This window comes from Mycobacterium stomatepiae (genome assembly GCF_010731715.1).
GTDB classification, from domain to species: Bacteria; Actinomycetota; Actinomycetes; order Mycobacteriales; family Mycobacteriaceae; genus Mycobacterium; species Mycobacterium stomatepiae.
In genome coordinates, this window is sequence record NZ_AP022587.1 from 2,850,042 (window position 1) to 2,867,479 (window position 17,438).

Annotated in this window: 15 protein-coding genes and 1 pseudogene; 4 read left to right on the forward strand and 12 right to left on the reverse strand. The window is 67.6% G+C overall.

All coding sequences use genetic code 11. The features are described from left to right. Position 1: 1 nt before the first annotated feature. Positions 2 to 580 (reverse strand): zeta toxin family protein, encoded by a 579-nt coding sequence (locus G6N54_RS13305; RefSeq protein WP_163790549.1) that lies wholly within the window; start codon positions 578 to 580, stop codon positions 2 to 4. Then, complete coding sequence (locus G6N54_RS13310; RefSeq protein WP_163790550.1) at positions 577 to 1,005, reverse strand: TA system antitoxin ParD family protein; 429 nt, start codon at positions 1,003 to 1,005, stop codon at positions 577 to 579. The genes G6N54_RS13305 and G6N54_RS13310 overlap by 4 nt, the downstream gene beginning before the upstream one ends. A 119-nt stretch (positions 1,006 to 1,124) precedes the next feature. Between G6N54_RS13310 and G6N54_RS13315 the strand changes: the two genes are divergently transcribed. Next, entirely contained in the window at positions 1,125 to 2,168 is a 1,044-nt protein-coding gene (locus G6N54_RS13315; protein WP_163790551.1) for an LLM class F420-dependent oxidoreductase, read from the forward strand. 4 nt (positions 2,169 to 2,172) lie between these two features. On the opposite strand, the gene G6N54_RS13320 is transcribed toward G6N54_RS13315, so the two are convergent. The 9 genes and pseudogenes from G6N54_RS13320 to eccCa all read right to left on the reverse strand — a co-directional run bounded on the left by G6N54_RS13320 (position 2,173) and on the right by eccCa (position 12,208). Continuing rightward, on the reverse strand, positions 2,173 to 3,546 hold the full coding sequence (locus G6N54_RS13320; protein WP_163790552.1) for a hypothetical protein: 1,374 nt from the start codon (positions 3,544 to 3,546) through the stop codon (positions 2,173 to 2,175). Positions 3,547 to 3,548: 2 nt separating this feature from the next. Further along, on the reverse strand, positions 3,549 to 3,866 hold the full coding sequence (locus tag G6N54_RS13325) for a type VII secretion target (RefSeq protein WP_163790553.1): 318 nt from the start codon (positions 3,864 to 3,866) through the stop codon (positions 3,549 to 3,551). A gap of 42 nt (positions 3,867 to 3,908) precedes the next feature. Then, positions 3,909 to 5,246, reverse strand: a complete 1,338-nt coding sequence (glmM, locus tag G6N54_RS13330; protein ID WP_163790554.1) for a phosphoglucosamine mutase — start codon at positions 5,244 to 5,246, stop codon at positions 3,909 to 3,911. A 146-nt stretch (positions 5,247 to 5,392) separates the two neighbouring features. Next, positions 5,393 to 5,908 carry a 30S ribosomal protein S9 gene (rpsI, locus tag G6N54_RS13335; protein ID WP_163790555.1) on the reverse strand — a complete coding sequence of 172 codons (516 nt, stop codon included), beginning with the start codon at positions 5,906 to 5,908 and terminating at the stop codon, positions 5,393 to 5,395. Beyond that, on the reverse strand, positions 5,905 to 6,348 hold the full coding sequence (gene rplM / locus G6N54_RS13340) for a 50S ribosomal protein L13 (RefSeq protein WP_163794719.1): 444 nt from the start codon (positions 6,346 to 6,348) through the stop codon (positions 5,905 to 5,907). The genes rpsI and rplM overlap by 4 nt, the downstream gene beginning before the upstream one ends. Positions 6,349 to 6,571: 223 nt before the next feature. Continuing rightward, positions 6,572 to 6,874 carry a WXG100 family type VII secretion target gene (locus tag G6N54_RS13345; RefSeq protein WP_163794720.1) on the reverse strand — a complete coding sequence of 101 codons (303 nt, stop codon included), beginning with the start codon at positions 6,872 to 6,874 and terminating at the stop codon, positions 6,572 to 6,574. A gap of 6 nt (positions 6,875 to 6,880) precedes the next feature. Further along, the gene (locus G6N54_RS13350; protein ID WP_163790556.1) at positions 6,881 to 7,207 is read right to left on the reverse strand and encodes a WXG100 family type VII secretion target; all 327 of its coding nucleotides are present in this window, start codon (positions 7,205 to 7,207) and stop codon (positions 6,881 to 6,883) included. A gap of 82 nt (positions 7,208 to 7,289) precedes the next feature. Beyond that, entirely contained in the window at positions 7,290 to 8,528 is a 1,239-nt protein-coding gene (locus G6N54_RS13355) for a type VII secretion-associated protein (protein ID WP_163790557.1), read from the reverse strand. Further along, positions 8,525 to 12,208, reverse strand: a pseudogene (eccCa, locus tag G6N54_RS13360) (type VII secretion protein EccCa). The gene G6N54_RS13355 and the pseudogene eccCa overlap by 4 nt, the downstream one beginning before the upstream one ends. 138 nt (positions 12,209 to 12,346) lie before the next feature. On the opposite strand from eccCa, the gene eccD reads away from it, so the two are divergent. Both eccD and mycP read left to right on the forward strand, forming a co-directional pair. Next, a complete protein-coding gene (gene eccD / locus G6N54_RS13365) occupies positions 12,347 to 13,702 on the forward strand; it encodes a type VII secretion integral membrane protein EccD (RefSeq protein WP_232073695.1) in 1,356 nt (451 codons plus the stop codon). Beyond that, positions 13,693 to 15,024: a type VII secretion-associated serine protease mycosin gene (gene mycP, locus G6N54_RS13370; protein WP_163790559.1), complete on the forward strand. Its 1,332-nt coding sequence runs from the start codon at positions 13,693 to 13,695 to the stop codon at positions 15,022 to 15,024. Before eccD ends, mycP begins: the two co-directional genes overlap by 10 nt. On the opposite strand, the gene eccB is transcribed toward mycP, so the two are convergent. Further along, the gene (gene eccB, locus G6N54_RS13375) at positions 14,971 to 16,353 is read right to left on the reverse strand and encodes a type VII secretion protein EccB (protein ID WP_232073696.1); all 1,383 of its coding nucleotides are present in this window, start codon (positions 16,351 to 16,353) and stop codon (positions 14,971 to 14,973) included. The two genes, mycP and eccB, sit on opposite strands and share 54 nt — an antisense overlap. Before the next feature lie 156 nt (positions 16,354 to 16,509). On the opposite strand from eccB, the gene G6N54_RS13380 reads away from it, so the two are divergent. Continuing rightward, positions 16,510 to 17,400, forward strand: coding sequence for a cutinase family protein (locus tag G6N54_RS13380; RefSeq protein ID WP_170313090.1), 891 nt, complete (start codon positions 16,510 to 16,512; stop codon positions 17,398 to 17,400). The last annotated feature ends 38 nt before the right edge of the window (positions 17,401 to 17,438 follow it).

Below are 17,438 nucleotides of genomic sequence, written 5' to 3' on the forward strand. Positions count from 1 at the left end.
GCTAGGCGTGCCAGCGCGACGTCAATTCGCTTGGCGCCCACGTCGGCCAAGTAGGGGCACCAACGAGCCGGCCCGCGCTCATTTGAGCGACGATGCGCGGACCTTTGAGCGCACTGTTGTCATAGACGGTCGCGGTGTCACTGCGTGTGATCGCGATGGCGACCAAGGGCCAAAGACGTTGATACCGCTCACGAATCTTGTCCTCGGGTACTTCGTGCCCGCCGGCCATGACCCTGCGTTTCACGCGTTCGACGGCAAGCTCCTCGGGGATGAGCAGGGCGTGCAGGACGACGGTGTAGGCCCCCGTGTGGGCGGTGTCGATCAGTTCGAGTTTGGACGGGTGAGAAAACACTGTTTCGGCGATGAAAGATCGGCGCAGTTCGATGAGCCTCGCCCGGGTGTCGGCCGCGACCTGGGCCGCCTCGTAGGAATGTGCGGCGGGATCGTCTGGCCACCGTTGTCGGGCGATCTCGTCCGCGTTGACGAAGGCGCTTGTCGGCAGCAGCGGCGCAAGCGTGAGCTCGACGAAGGTCGATTTGCCCGCCCCGTTGGGGCCGACGACCAGGTCGAGCCGGTTCATCGGGCCCCGGCGTTCACCTTCTTGCGTCGTTTGGGTCGCGGCTTGGCGGCCAGCACCGTCGATGTGCCGTCGGGCCGGTGCTCGACGATCTCACCGGCCTCGTTGAGGGCAACCGTGGTGACACCGCGCTTGGCCAACAGCGCACCGTAGTTGGACTCATTGAGGTTTTCCTGGATCGCCGCGGCGATCTCGGCGTTGAAGACGACACCCTCTTCGACACCCAGCTCGCCCAGTTCCAGGTCCCCCGCCAGCGCCGCCTCCACGCGGCGACGGGCCGCCGAGTGCTGGCTCGATACCGCCCGCCCGACCCGGGCCCAGTGGTCGAGTTGCTGCTTGGCCGAACGGCTCTGCCGCGCCCCCTCGGCCGCGGCGCTATCGACCAGGTCCGCGGCGAACCGGGTCACTCGACCAGCACTGTCAGCCATTTCTCCTCCGCGCCTGTAGCAACTTGTAACAAGTGTAGCAATCCGCTACCGCGGCGGCGACCTCCCGATAAGGGCACCGCACCGCGACCGGTCAGGTGCCGCGTGATTAAGTGTCGCTTATGCGAATCGGAATCGCGCTGGACTATTCGGGCGGCTTCCACGAGGCCGTCGACCGCATCGTCGAACTCGAAAAGGCCGGCATCGATATTGCCGTGGTGGCCGAGGCGTACTCCTATGACGCCATCAGCCAGCTTGGTTACCTGGCCGCCAAGACCAACACCGTCGAATTGGCCACCGGCGTGGTTCCCATCTACATCCGCACGCCGTCGCTGCTGGCGATGACCGCCGCCGGCCTGGACTTCGTGTCGGGCGGCCGATTCCGCCTTGGCATCGGCACGTCGGGGCCCCAGGTGATGGAGGGGTTCCACGGCGTCGCGTTCGACGCCCCGCTCGGCCGCACCCGCGAGGTCGTGGAGATCTGCCGGAAGGTGTGGCGCCGCGAGCGGCTCCAGTACGACGGCAAGTACTACCAGCTGCCGCTGCCCGCGGATCGCGGAACTGGTTTGGGTAAACCATTGCAGCTCATCAATCACCCTGTGCGCGAACGTATTCCGATCACGATCGCGGCGCTGGGCCCGAAGAACGTCGAGCTGACCGCCGAGATCGCCGAAGGCTGGCAGCCGGTCTTCTACCTGCCGGAGAAGGCGCACACCGTCTGGGGCGAGGCGCTGGCCGCCGGCAATGCCAAACGGGATCCGGCATTGGCGCCGCTGGACATCATGGTGCATGCATCGGTGGCCATCGGCGACAACGTCGAGGACCGGCTGGCCTGGGTCAAGCCGCAGCTGGCCCTCTACCTCGGTGGCATGGGCGCCAAGGGCAAGAACTTCTATCACAACCTGGCGACGCGTTACGGCTACGGAGAGGTCGCGGACAAGATCCAAGAGCTCTACCTGTCCGGCCGCAAGAGTGAGGCCATCGACCTGGTACCCGACGAGCTGGTGCGCGGCATGTCGCTGATCGGCCCGCGCGGTTTCGTCAAAGAGCGCATCGCCGCCTTCGCCGAGTCGGGTGTGACGACGTTGTTGGCAAGCCCAGCCGCCGCCGACCCGAAGGAAGCGGTGCGCTTCGTCGAAGAAGTGGTGGAGCTGCGCGGCGCCTGAGCCGTCACTGCCCGGCCTGCGGAACTTGGTCTGCGGCAATCTCGCACGGCGTGGCACCATCGGTCGACCCCGGCGCGGGAGCAGGCGCTGCCGTGGGGGCAGGCGCTGCCGCGGGGATAGGCGCTCCGGCAGCCGGTTGCTCGCCACCCGGTAGTGGCGGCGTCTCGGCGGGCGGCGGTACACCCACTGGCTGAGCCTCCTCGGCTTCCTTTGGCTCTGCCAGCTTTTCAGCGTCGACGTCATCGGGCTCTTTGTGCGCGTCGTCGGGTTGAAACGGATCCTCGTCATCGGAGGTATCGTCGTCGAACGGGTCTTTGGGCGCCGGGTCGTCAAGCCCCGACGAATCGCCGAGCCCGTCCGTCGCCGAACCCAGCAGACCAGTCATCGCATCGACAATCCGGCCGGCCAGCCCGCTGAGCCCACCCAGGCCGCCGGCTCCCCCAGCCAGATCGCCGAAACCTCCGGCGCCCGTTGGCAGGCCGGAAGCATCACCGGGCCCGGCGCCCAAGTCCGATAGCGGTGGCGCAAGGGGCGGCGCAGGCGCGGCGGGCGCGGGAGTCTCGGCGGGGAGGGAGGCTGCCGGCGAGGGCGCCGCGCCGGCAGCAACGCTGGGAAGCACAACGGCGGGCGTGGTGGCCACCGGCGCCGGCTGAGGAAGCGGCGCCGGGGGCGGTTGATAGCCCGGCCCAAGGTCGGCGGGCGCGTCGAAGTACGCCGCGGGTGCGGCAGCCATCCGATCGCTGACCATGTCGTAGGCGGTCCCGAACGCGGTCAGCGACGCACGCATGGCCGTCACCCAATCGTTGCGAATGTCGTTGTCCACGTACGGCATTACCTGCCCTTGGACGACCTGCTCGGCCGTCGAGCGCTCCGTCGACCCGGCCGTCACCACCGCGGCGGCGGCCAACCACGCCGACCGCTGCGCCTGGCTGCGATCGTCGATGGCGATCGCGGTCCCGACCTTGGAATCGAGCAGATGCCACAAGTTGTCGCGCAGTGATTCGCACCGTTGCGCGGCCGCCCGCACCTCGGCGACAACCATGGTGGCGGCATCGCAATGACGTTGCAGGAACGCAATCGCGGCGTCGCTTCCCACTCCCGTCCATGCCGCGGAGAGCTCGGCAACCTGGTCACGCTGAATCCGTAGCCCTTCGGCGACCGCGGCTCCGGCCGCTCGCAACTGCGCGCAGTCCCGGTCAAGGACATATAGATCAAGGCCGTCTTCGCTGCCGAACCAATCGCGGATCTGGGACGGGTGCGACGTCAAGTCCGGATGCTCGTATCCTATTGTCTGACAAGCCCGTACGTAGACCTGGGTGTGCTCGATCGCGACTCGGCCCTCGGCGAGGCGCTCGGCGACGTCTAACCGATCGGCCACGCTCAGGCGATTCGCGCCGCGGCATATTGTTCGGCGTCGGCATAGCGCTGCGCGCCCGAGCGCAACGCGACTGCGATCGCGACGGACGCCCGCGACCACTGCGACAACTGCGCCGTCAAGCGCTCCAGCTCGGCCCGCAGCGCATCGCCGCGCGCGGTGTATGCCCGCCCGGCCGCCGCACCGCTGAAAGCCAATGCCGCCAAGTGATCACAGACAGCGCTGTCGACAAGTTCGGCGGCAGCGCGCAATTGATCGGCAACCCGATGTACCGCGGCAACGTCGATTCCGGTGCGGTCGAAAGTGGCGTGTCGTATTCCCATGCTTAATCCGACGCCACACCCCGCGCCGGGGTTCCAGCAGAATTAACGCTGGTCGCTGACCGCTTCGGCGACCCGCGCGGCTACCCGCTGCGCGGTGCCTTCCTCGGGCGCTTCCACCATGACCCGGATCATCGGCTCAGTCCCTGAGGGCCGCAACAGGATTCGGCCGGTGTCCCCGAGTTCGGCCTCGGCCTCGTCGACCGCGCTGCGCACCGAGGGCGCCGCGGCGGCGGTGGTCTTGTCGGCGACCTCGACGTTGATCAGCACCTGCGGGAACGTCTGCATCGGCGCGGCGAGCTCGGCCAGCGACGAACCGGTCTGCACCATGCGGGTCATCAGGCGCAGCCCGGTGACGATGCCGTCGCCGGTGGAGCCCAGCGCGGGCATCACGATGTGGCCGGACTGCTCGCCGCCCAGGCTGTATTCGCCGGAGCGCAGCTCTTCCAAGACGTAGCGGTCGCCGACGCCGGTGGTGCGGACCGTGACGCCCGCCGTGCGCATCGCCTGGTGCAGCCCGAGGTTACTCATCACCGTGGTGACCAACGTGTTCGACGCGAGCTCGCCGGCTTCCTGCATCGCCAGCGCGAGCACGACCATGATGGCGTCGCCGTCGACGAGTTCGCCGTTGGCGTCCAGCGCCAGGCAGCGGTCGGCGTCCCCGTCGTGGGCGAGGCCCAGATCCGCGCCGTGCTCGAGCACCGCGGCGCGCAGCGAGTCCAGGTGGGTCGATCCGCAGCGGTCGTTGATGTTGAGGCCGTTGGGTTCGGCGTTGATCGCGATCACCCGGGCGCCGGCGGCATGGTAGGCGCGCGGTGCGGCCGACCACGCCGCGCCGTGGGCGCAGTCGACGACCACGGTCAGGCCGTCGAGCGGCTGGGTGCTGGCCTTACCGACGTGGCGCAGGTAGCGATCGGCGGCGTCCTCGGCGTCGACGACGCGGCCGAGCCCGGCGCCGACGGGGCGCAAGCCCGGGCCGGCGTTGACGAGCTGTTCGATCTGGTCTTCGGTGTCGTCGTCCAGTTTGCGGCCGCCGGGGCCGAAGATCTTGATGCCATTGTCGGGCATCGGGTTGTGCGACGCCGAGATCATGACGCCGAAGTCGGCGTCGTAGGCGCCGGTCAGGTAGGCGACCGCGGGCGTGGGAAGGATTCCGACCCGCAGCGCGTCGACACCCTGGCTGGTGAGCCCGGCGATCACCGCGGCTTCGAGCATCTCGCCGCTGGCGCGCGGATCACGGCCGACTACGGCCAGGTGCCGACCCGGTTTTCCGGGGCCCGCGAGGCGTCGCGCGGCCGCGGAGCCCAGCGATAGTGCCAGCTCAGCGGTCAATTCGCGATTGGCGACTCCGCGAACACCGTCGGTGCCGAATAGTCGAGCCATCGGACAAACCTCTCACAGTGACGTCATGCGCACAAAGCGCACTTACTTTTGTGACCGCAACCGCGCTCTTTTGCGCGCCGACACGCCGAAACGGCGGCCAAAAGTCGCGCAAAGAGACGCGGTTGCGGCCAGAAAGTGATCGCTGATCAGCGCTTGCTGTACTGAGGTGCCTTACGGGCCTTCTTGAGGCCGTACTTCTTGCGCTCGGTGGCGCGCGGGTCACGGGTGAGGAAGCCGGCCTTTTTCAGCGGGGGCCGGTCCTCGGGCTGAGCCAGGATCAGCGCCCGGGCGATGCCCAGACGCAGCGCACCGGCCTGACCCGACGGGCCGCCGCCGTGCAGCAGCGCGTAGATGTCGAAGGTCTCCAGCCGATCGACGGTGACCAGCGGGGCCTTGATCAGCTGCTGGTGCACCTTGTTCGGGAAGTAGGCCTCCAGGCTGCGGCCGTTCAGGTCGAACTTGCCGGTGCCGGGCACCAGGCGCACCCGCACCACGGCCTCCTTGCGGCGGCCGACGGTCTGGATGGGCCGGTCGAGCACGATCGGCGCGCTGGGCTGAGCCGCGGGAGCTTCAGCAGTGGGCTCGGCCGGGGTCTCCTCGACGACGACCTCGACGACGACCTCGGCGGTCTCCTCGGGTGCTGCCTCGTTGGTTTCGGTCACTGGGCCACCTGCTTGATCTCGAACGGAACCGGCTGCTGCGCGGCATGCGGGTGCTGCGGGCCGGCGTAGACGTGGAGTTTTTTCTGGATCTGACGGCTGAGCTTGCTGTGCGGCAGCATGCCGACGATCGCGTTCTCGACGACGCGGGTGGGGTGCTTTTCCAGCAGCTCACCGATCGTGCGCTTGCGCAGACCGCCGGGATACCCCGAGTGGCTGTAGGCCAGCTTGCTCTGCAGTTTGTCGCCGGACAGGGCGACCTTGTCGGCGTTGATGACGATGACGTAATCGCCGCCATCGACATTGGGGGCGAACGTCGGCTTGTGCTTACCGCGCAACAGGGTGGCTGCCGCGACGGCAAGGCGTCCAAGCACTACGTCCGTGGCGTCGATGACGTACCACGACCGCGTGGTGTCACCAGCCTTTGGCGCGTAGGTGGGCACAGCGCTTACCTTCTCTATCTCTCGGGTGGATCCCGGTTCGAGCCGGGTGCCGGTCAGGGGCGTCCACGGTTGGGGTTTGGTCTCGGCGACCGACATTGACCCGAGTCCCCGGCGTACCGCACGCCAACGAAGCAGTTTACCGACCCATATCCCCGCAGGTCAAAATGACTGTGTGGTCCCGACGGCTCTCCTTCCACCAGGACCACACAGTGGCTCATCGCGGCTACCTCGCCCAGACGCCGGCCGCCCGGCGATCGGCGTTCGCCACCTCGTTAGCACCGTCGCGCACCGCGTTACCCAGGTCCACCAGGATCTCGTTCAACGCGGTCGCCGCCTGATGCCATTTGAGCTGTTCAGCCTGATAAGCGGACGCTGCTTCACGGGTCCAGAGCTGCTGCAACGGAGCGATCTGGGAGCGCAGCTCGTCAAGCGCGGCGTTGAGACGAGCCGAGGTGGTGTGGATCTCCTGACGCACCGAGTGTTCGATTTCGCCGAAGTTATAGGACAGCACTGGGTCCACCGGAATGTCCTCTCACAGGTCTCCACCGGCGGTGCCGATGTGATGGGCATGACTCTGACCGGCATCCTGCAGCGTGGCCTCGTTCTGCCGAATGGTGTCGGCGATCGCGTGCAGCACGTGATACAGCCGCAACGACTCGGCATTCCACCGATCAACGACGTCCTTGAATCGCGCGGCCGCCAACCCGCCCCATACCGACGGCGGCACGCTGCTCATCCGGCCGATGAACGCCTGCAGCATCGCCCGGATCTCTTCGTTGCGGGTGTCCGTCGTGCCTGCGACCGAGCGCATCAGATCAAAATCGGTGCTCAGCGTGTTCGCACCTGGCGGTGTAGTCACCTATCTCCTTCCTCTCCGATACCAAGTACGACCACGCGCACCTCCATTCGGTTCCATCGGATTTCTCGACCGCCGCGGAGACTCACCCGATCGCGTGGGCCGATCGCACCGCCTCGTCGCAGGCGGCGCGAACGGCATCCTCACCGCCGGGCCTGCTCTGGCACCCGACGCTGATCCGAATCGATCCCTCAACCCACACCGTCCACCGGACGTGATGGCTGGCGCGGACCTCGCGATAGGTCACGGCGGGCCGGCCGGCGGTGACCCCGGACGGGTTGAAGTCGACAAACACACCGGCGGGTTCGGCGTCGATCGCGTGCCTCAACCGGTCCGCCGTGGCGCCCAGCGTCTCCTCGGGAATCGGCGACTGCGTGATGTGCAATGCCACTTCAGAATCTGACGGCGACGTGACCTGCACCCGCGCCGACCCTGGCCCGGCGACCACTCGTTGCGTCGGCCAGTCCGCCGGCACCGTCAATGCGACCCGGCCCTCGCCCAGAAATGTCGTCGATGATGCGGGCAACCGCGCAACGGCGCGATGGCCGCCTGCCGCGAGCACCGGCACTTCCGCGACCAGTGCGACGCCCGCGGCGGCGAGCCCGCCGAACATCCCCACGCGTGATCGCGCCCGACCGGCATCGACCTGCGGCCGCGGCGCCCCAGTCTGGACCTTGCGCGTCGCCGAATGAGCAAGCCGTGATAGCCGGGCGTCGTCGATCCGCACTATTCGCTGGCCGCTTGAATGCAGACTGCCGGCGATCAACGTCGCGACCGCCTGCGCCCCGGCAATGCTGCCAGGGGCATCGATAAGCACGGTAGTTATTGCACCGCAGGCTATTTCACCGACAAGACGGGTGACCTCCTCGGCCACGGACTGTGCCGGCCCGGTACGCGCGACAGCCACGACGTCCTCGCCCGCGACCGCTACCAGCCGCTCGGCGATCTCCACGACCACCGCTTCCGGTCCCGCTTTCCACGCCCACCGAAGCAACCACGACCGCGGCTGCACCTCTACGTCATCGAACACGGTCCCCGCGGCGGTGGTAACCACATCGATCCGCGACGACGGCCACCACGACGGGTGCACGATCTGAACTGTTCGCTGCGCGTGTGGCGTTCCACAGTCCAGCGACCTCAATCCACTGCGCCACAAAGAATCGACCGCAACCGGCAACCCATCGACCAGCGCCACTTGATCGTCGATAGCGTCCAGAGCCGCATGGAGAATCTCGGATGCATCCTCGCTGACTGTGCTTGTGGTACAACACAGCCGGCGAACCGACCCCGGGCCCGTCGCAATGACCGTGCGATGTCCGCTCATGGTTGCGGACTCCAGCCCACCTGAATTACTTGTTCATCACCGGCATCGGTGAGCACGACGCCACGCCCCGCTGGCAATCGCGCTGGACGTCCCACACTCAACAGCGAACCATCATCGGGACGCGCGCTCATCATCAATCCGAGGCAGCCGATCTCACGCAGACGCGCCAGCAGGGGGTCGAACAGGCCGCGCGCCGCGCCCCCGCTGCGCCGCGCCACGACTAGTTGCAGTCCCAAATCTCGTGCGTACGGCAGATATTCGAGCAGGGCTAGCAGTGGGTTGCCCGCCGGCGTCGCGACCAGCTCGTAATCGTCGACGACGACGTAGATATCCGGGCCGGACCACCAGGACCTGGCCCGCAGCTGTGCCTGGGTCACGTCCGGCGAGGGCATGCGGCGCTGCAGCAGCGCGAGGACCTCCGGCATCAGCCCCCTGAGCGCGGCCGGTGACAGGGCATAACCACCGAAATGTTCTGACTCCACGACGCCGAGCAGGGTGCGCCGAAAGTCGACCACCAGTAGCTGCGCCTGCTCGGCCGTTTTGGTTCGAACAATTTCGCGGCACAAGGTCCGCAGCGCGGCGGTCTTTCCGCATTCGCTGTCGCCCAGCATCAGCAGATGTGAATTCCGCTCGAAATCGACTGCAAAAGGCCGTAATCGACGTTCTTCGAGACCAAGGAGTATCTGCCTGCCACCGTCTTCACCCGCCAGGTCGACGACGATATGGTGGTCGATATGAGCGGGTAGCAGCGGGATGGGTGGGGCGGATAACTCACCATGTCGCCGTCGCGGCGCGGCCGCGTCCATCGGACGGGAAATGGCCATGTGCAGACCGTCGCGGGACAGACCACGGCCCGGCCGGTCACGGGGCACTTCGCGCGCCCGCTTTCGGTCGAGCTCGGAATCGGCGGGATCTCCCAGCCGCAATTCGATGCGTGTGCCAATCTGATCCCGCAACGACGGTCTGATCTCCGCCCAGCGCGAGGCCGAGAGCACCACATGCACCTGGGACGAAAGTCCTTGAGCGGCAATCGCAGTGATCGGCTCCTCGATCGACTCGAACTCTTTGCACAGGTTCGCCCAGCCGTCGACGACGAGGAAGACATCAGCGAGCGGGTCGCCGCCGTCGACGCCCCGCTGCGCAGCGGCAGCCTCACGAGAGTGCACAATCGACTCGATCTCGGCGACCATGCGTGCCACGAGCCGGGGCTCGGACCTGGTTGCGATCGCACCGACATGTGGCACTGTGCGCAGCGATGCCAGCGCTCCGCCGCCGAAGTCCAGACAGTAGAACTGCGCCTCACTCGGATCCTGAGTGAGCGCCAACGCCGTGATCAGCGTTTGCAATGCGGTCGACTTGCCCGACCGGGGAGCGCCCACAACCGCGACATTGCCTGCGGCTCCGGATAAGTCGACCATCATCGGTGTCCGACACTGCTCGAACGGGCGGTCGACGGTGCCGACGGGCACGGTCAGACGTCCCGATCCCGCGTCGCGCAGCAGGGCGTCCAGTGACGGCGCCGAACCCAGCGGGGGCAGCCACACTCGGTGCGCGGACGGCCCATGTCCGGACAGGCGGTCCAGCACCGTCCGCAGTATGGTCGGCGCGGACACCCCGTCCGGCGCTGCGGCGCTAGTGATGGGCCCGACCGCCTGCGCGGTGAACTTGTGGACCGATGTTCGGGCCTCCCGGTCTGCGGAAGCGTTGTCACGCGCCGGCCTTGGCAATGGCTGCGACACGAAGGCGGTTTGGAAGCGGATCAACTCGCCGCTGCCGCAACGCAGAAAGCCCGCTCCGGGGGTGTTCGGCAGCTCGTAGGCATCGGCTGTTCCCAAGACCATTCGTGACTCGCTGGCGGACAGCGTCTTCAAGCACAGGCGATAAGACAGGTGTGCTTCCAGCCCACGTAGCCGGCCCTCGTCGAGTCGCTGACTTGCAAGCAACAAGTGCATACCCAACGACCGGCCGAGTCGACCGATCACGACGAACGTATCGGCGAAATCGGGGTGCTGGCTGAGCAGTTCTGAGAACTCGTCGACGACGATGAAAAGTACCGGTAGGGCTACCAATTCGGCGCCCGCGCGACGGGCGTGCTCGTAGGCAGCGACGCTGGTGCACCCCGCCGTACGCAGCAATTGTTACCGGCGGTTCATCTCGCCGGCCAGTGCGTCTTGCATCCGCGCGACCAGCGGCGCCTCCTCGGCGAGGTTGGTGATAACAGCGGCGACATGCGCGGCATCCGCCAAATCGAGGAACGTCGCCCCTCCTTTGAAGTCGATGAGGAGCAGGTTCAGTACTTCGGGGGAATTCAGCGCCATCATGCCGAGCGCGACGGTGCGCAACAGCTCCGACTTTCCCGAGCCCGTTGCGCCCACGCAAAGCCCGTGCGGGCCCATGCCGTTTTCGGCAGGCTCCTTGATATCAAGCTCGAGAGCCGCCCCGTCGATCGTGCTTCCGATCGGAGCGCGTAGTCGGGCGTGGTGATCTCGGCCGCGCCACAACGTGATCGGGTCGAAACCGGCGACGTCGCCCAACCCGACCAGGCCCGGCCAGCTAGAGTCGCCGCCAGGACTGGAGGCGGTGCCTGCCCGGTGTGCGGCAAGCCGGCGCGCGCAAATCACCGCGTCGAGCGCATCCATCTGGTCGGGGTGCGTCAACTCCACGGCCGCGCCGGCGTGCTCGATCGTCAAGGGCGAGCCGATGCGGCCGGACCCGGTCTCGAGAACTATGGTCCCCACCTCCTCACCGTCGATGGGCCCCGACAGGTCGCCGATCACCACCACGCACGGTGGCAACCGAGCACCCGCCAGTGCGCTTCGCGCCTCCGCCGCGCCCCGATACAGCATTCGCACAGCGCCCACCGAATCCCGGTTGGCCGGATGCTGGTTGTGCGGCAACCACTTCAACCAATCCCAGTGGACTCGATGCTGGTCCTCGATCACAGCGACAATGAGCAGTTGATCCGGCGGGTGCAGCACCGCCAGTTGGCAAATCATCGCGCGCAACAGTCCGCGTGCTTCGGCCAAATCACCGTCGACAGTGACTGTGGCAGTCGCGGTCAAATCAACGGCGATCGGCACATCCGCGACGGTGCCGTGACTGTGGATGAAGCGATTCGCGGCTGCGGCGGTAACGGGATCCGTACGCTCCCCGACGTGCATTTCGGGAGCCACCAGCCTGGTCGAAAGTGGCTGACTACCAACGCCGACGCGAACCGAGCAGAAGTCGGAGTCGGTCGCTCGTCGCTCCCACATCCGGGGGCCACCGACCAATGTCCACAGCGCCGCGGGGTCAGGGTGGTTCCAGTGAAGTGAGAAATCCTGCGCTGCAGCGGTTTCGGTCACGGACCGACGCAGCCGAGTCAGGTATCCCAGGTAGTCGGCCCGGCTCGTGCCGATCTCGCCACCCTGCCGATGGCCGCGTTGACTGATCGACGTCAGCACCATCGAGACCAGCATCATCATCGGGAAGGCGAAAAACGCGGGGTTACGGGCAACGGTCGAGTCCGAGGCGAAGCCCAGTGCCATCACGCCGAGGGTTGCGAGCGACATCCCAACCGGCAGCAGGCGCATCAGCAGGCCTGTCGACCGCGGCAACTCCGGCGGTGCGCCGACAACGATGTCCGCGGTCGCGACTTCCGGCGGCAGCCGCCGCGCCACAGGCACGAACCCCTCGGTCATCCCCGACCCCTCCCAGCGTGCGACGACGCTAAACAGCGAGCGAAGCGGCCGCAACTCACCTGTGCACAGGCGAATACCGCGGTTTCGAAATTGCTTTAGCGTCACGCTCATCCGAGTCTGAAAAGGTTGATGTTGTCTATGTCCGATCCGGGGCTTCGCCGGGTGTGCGTGCATGCCGGCAACGCTGTCATCGACTTGGCGCTGCCGTCCGGGCTGCCCGTGGCCACCCTGCTCCCGCCGATTGTCGACGCCCTCAAAGCCGACGGTGTCAGCGATTCGATCGCGACGCGGTATCAGCTGTCGGTGCTCGGCTCGGCCGCGTTGGACTCATCCGCGACGCTGGCTCAGTGCGGTGTCCGGGATGGCGATGTTCTCGTACTGAATCGGTCCGCGACACCGCCACCCGCAGTTCGATACGACGACGTGGCGGAGGCCGTGTCGCAGATGCTCACGGGCCAGGCCTGGAGTCCGTCCCGCAACGCCCGAGCGGCGCGGCTTACCGCTGCGTTGGGAGCCGGTTGCCTGACCGGCATCGGTTGTCTTGCGCTGGTCCGAAACACCTTCGCCTCCAACGTGTTCGTTGGCACCACCGCGGGAGTCACGGCACTGATCGCATTCGCGGCTCTGTTGTTGGCAGCTCTCACCAATCGCGGATACCGGGACGCGATGGCCGGCGTCACGCTGAGCCTGGTCGCCACGGCATTCGCCACGGTTGCCGGCTTTCTCGCCGTGCCCGGCGCGCCGGGTCTGCCCAATATGCTGCTGGCCGCTGCCGTGGCGTCGGTCACCGCCGCGCTGGCAATGCGTGTATCCGATTGCGGTGCGCGCACATTGACCGCGGTGTCGTGCTTCGCGATGATCGTCGCTGTCGCGGCATTCGCGGGTGTGGTCACCGGCGTCCAGTTACCGGCGATCGGTGCGGCGGTGGTGCTGGTCTCGCTGGGGCTGCTCGGCCTATCGGCACGTGCGGCGATCATGCTGGCCGGGTTGTCACCCGAGCCAGCACATCCGGCCCCCGACGATTTGGCCGCCCGCGCTATCCGCGCCGATGCCTGGTTGATCAGTCTGCTGGCGGCGTTTTCGGCTTCGGCAGCCACCGGCGCCATCGTCACCGTCGCGGGGGGTACGCCGCGGCCCGGCAGCACAGCATTTGGGGCCGCCACAGGTGCGCTACTGCTCCTGCACGCCGATTCGGTTGATAAGAAAAGGATGTTGCCGGGTGTTATCAGCGCGGTAGCTACGATCGCAACGACGTTCGGAGTGGTCTCACTCAGGACCCCAGGGCACGGCGCGTGGATTGCCGCAGCGACGGCACTCTTGGTCGCCGGTGCGTTCTACCTCGGGTTCGTCGCTCCTGGCAGGTCGCCGTCACCCATCGCGCGAAAGAGCGTCGAGCTGCTGGAGTGTGTGGTCTTGATCGCGATGGTGCCGCTGACCTGTTGGCTGTGGGGCCTCTACGGCGCCGCCCGAGGTCTGTACCCGACATGGAGTTGAGTACCTCGCTGATCGCGCGGCTAGTGGCGGTATCGGCCCTGGCGGCTTTGACGAGCGTGGGAATACCATCAGCACAGGCGGTTTCGCCGCCGGAGATTGACGACCGGTTGCTGCCGAAGCCGGCGCTTCCGGCGCCGTCGAGACCTACCGTACAACGGGAGGTCTGCACGATGGTGACCGGGAACCCTGCGCCGGGGCGAAATCAGCTCGCCGAACTCGATTTACCGCGCGTCTGGCGACTCACCCGTGGTGCGGGCCAGCGGGTCGCGGTGATCGACACCGGCGTTTCGCGACACCGCCGGCTACCCGACGTGGTGCCCGGCGGCGACTATGTGTTCACCGGCGACGGCACTGGGGACTGTGATGCGCACGGCACGCTGGTCGCCGGAATCATCGCCGCTGCAGCCGATTCCAGCGCCGATGGTTTCAGCGGTGTGGCGCCCGACGTGACGTTGATCAGCATCCGGCAGTCCAGCGCGAAATTCGCACCCGCGAGCGACCCGTCGAACTCGGGCATCGGCGATGTGGACACCATGGCGAAAGCGGTCCGCACTGCCGCCGACCTGGGCGCGTCGGTGATCAACATCTCGTCGGTGGCGTGCGTTGCGGTCACGTCGGCGCTCGACGACCGGGCACTGGCGGCCGCGCTGGCCTACGCGGTTGACGTCAAGAACGCCGTCGTGGTGGCCGCGGCCGGAAACACCGGTGGCGGCGGACAGTGCCCGCCGCAGCGCCCGGATGCGAGTTGGCAGACCATTTCGGTCGTGGTCAGTCCGGCCTGGTACGACGACTACGTGCTGACCGTCGGTTCGGTGGACGACGCCGGGGCACCGTCGGCGTTCACGCTGGCCGGACCCTGGGTCGACGTCGCCGCAACCGGGGAGTCGGTGACGTCGTTGAGCTCCGCACCATTGTCCGGAACCAGTTATGCCGCACCGGTTGTCAGCGGACTCGCCGCCCTGATCCGGGCCCGGTTCCCGGCACTGACGGCGCGGCAGGTGATGCAGCGCATCGAGTCGACCGCGCATCATCCACCAACGGGTTGGAATCCGTTGGTCGGCAACGGGACCGTCGACGTCCTTGCCGCGGTGAGCACCGATTCGGGCGCCCCCGCCGATATCGCCCAGCCGCCTCCGGCGCGAGCACCGATCGGCACACCGGCGCCTATGCCTACCAATTCTCATGCGCGCGATACCGCGTTGCGCGGCGCGGCCGGCTGCCTCATCGCTGTGGTGTGCGCGCTGATCATCGGCGCAGCCAAACGACGGCTACGACCGTCCCGCGATGATGTCGCGGGCGATCGACGCGTTCGCCCGGCTTAGTTCCGGCCCGGATGGCAACACCGCGAGGATCGGCCACGGCACGGGAACGGTATCGGTCGGCAGCCCAAGGTCATGGGCGGCGTCGTCGTCGTGAACCGCGAAGCGCACCCCGGTATCGGTGACGAGATAGCGGCTGCCGGAACCGTTGCCCCGCACGTAGGCGTTCCGGCCGGGTGGCAGGTAGACGGCGTCAAGCGCCGGACCGCGTCCGTCGGCCTGTGACAGGGCCACCGGAGCCTGACCGACCGGGAGTGGCGGGCCGTCTGCGGTCAGCAGCGCGGCATCGGGATGGCCGGTCCCCGCCGAGCTCACACACACGGTGGTGGCACCGCTCGCCAAGCCGGGCCCGGGTGCGCGTTCGGGGAACGTCCCCACCGGGAGCGCGTCGACGATCTGGGCGCCGCGGATCACGTCGGGTGCCACCGCGATGATGTTGGCGGTGCCCCGGGAGTCGCCGAAACGCAACAGGTCCGCGGCAACCTGACCGACGCGTTGGACCCCGGTGCTCAGGACGGCGTAGTACTCGTCGCCGTCGCCGCGGGTGATGCGCAGCACACTGCCGACCGCAAAGCCGGGAAGTCCTGCCGCCTTGCCGCCCGCACCCCGGATGCGGGGCGCCGTGATCGGCGGAGCCTCCGCGACCGCGTTCAGCAGTGCCTGCGAGACGACAACCGGCGCCTGACCTTCTAGCCGCAGTGCACGCACGACGGCGGTGTCCGCAAGATCCACCACGGCCCGCTCGCCGTTGTAGAGCAGGTACGCCGGCGGTCCCGGACCCGGTGCGACCAGGAGCGCCTGATCACGGGTCAGACGATGGACCGATGGTCCCCCGGTCGGCCCCACGACCACCGTTGTGGCGGTGTCACCGTTCGTATCGCAGATCGTCCAGATCGCGTCGTCGCCGGACAGCGGCGGGCCGAGGAGCTGCGGTGCGCCCGGAATACCCAGCAAGGGACCACGTTTGGTGCGACGCAATTGCGACTCGGCCACCGGCTGCGGATTGGCGTCGGTCGCCGCGACCAGCCGCGCCGACGCCAGGTTCAGCACCGGGTGCCAGGTATCGCCGACTCGCACGTACAGCGCTCCGGTCTCCTTGCCCATCACGATCTGCGCGCGATCCAGCCGTGCCTGGGGGGCCAGCATCCCGATAAAAGCGCATCCGGCGAGGGCGATGGCCGCCATTACGCAGCCGACGGTCAAGGGCATCGTGCGGGCTCGGAGCGGTTCGTCGGACGCCCCGGTATCGCCGCTCAGCAGTGCGCGCTCGATGCGGCGTAGCAGGAATCGGTAACCGCTGACGTGCGCCCAGGTCGCGGGTTGGTGGGGCACTGACCTCCCAAAGTCTGCGAATCCGCTGGTCACGATAACCGCCCCAAGGCAACCATTTCGCCGGTTATCCACAGCTGGACAGGTTTGGACTGGTCTCAATTTGGGTAGCATTGGCCGGTGATTTCACACCGCATATTTGGCCCTCGGGTGGGCATCGTGCGGTTAGCCGGTCGCTGGCTCGGCCTGGGTGCTGCCGCCCTGGTCACGGTCGCGGGCCTGCTCGCCACGCCGAGCGCCCCCGTCGCACGCGCATTCGACTGCCCGGATGTCGAGGTGATCTTTGCCCGCGGCACCAACGAGCCGCCCGGACTGGGCCGCGTCGGCGATGCCTTCGTCGACTCGCTGCGCCAGCAGACCGGATTGAACATCCTGCCCTACGGCGTGAACTACTCCGCCAGCAAGCTGCAGCTGCACGGCGGCGACGGCGCCAACGACACCATCGACCGCGTCAAGAAGAGCGTGGAAACCTGCCCGAACACCAAGATCGTGCTGGGCGGCTACTCGCAGGGCGCGTCGGTGATGGACATCGTGGCCGGTGTCCCGATCGGCGGCATCAGCTGGGGTAGCTCGCTGCCGCCGCAGTACGCCAACAACATCTACGCCGTCGCCACCTTCGGTGATGTGGCCGACCGCGCCGGCGGGACGCTGCCCAGCCAGAGCGCATTGCTGGGCTCGAAGGCGATCGACCTGTGCAACCCCAACGACCCGATCTGCCACGCCGGTCCCGGCAATGAGTGGAGCGGGCACACCGAGGGTTACGTCCCCGTCTACACCACCCAGGCGGCGGCGTTCGTCGCGTCCAAGCTGATGATCGGCACCGGCCAGTCGGTGCCCGGGTACGGGCCCGGCTATGGTCCACAAGCCCCCGGAGTCGGCCCGCAAACCCCCGGCTACGGCCCGCAGACGCCCGGGCAAGCACCTGGCCCCATCCCGCAGAGCCCGCAGGCGCCCGGCCCGCTGACACCGAGCTACGCCCCGCAGTCGCCCACCCCGCCGTTCCCCGCGTCGCCCACGCCGCAAACCGACGTGGTTGCCGCGGTCCACTGACGCACAGTCAATAGTCGGTACCATCGCGGCATGAGCTT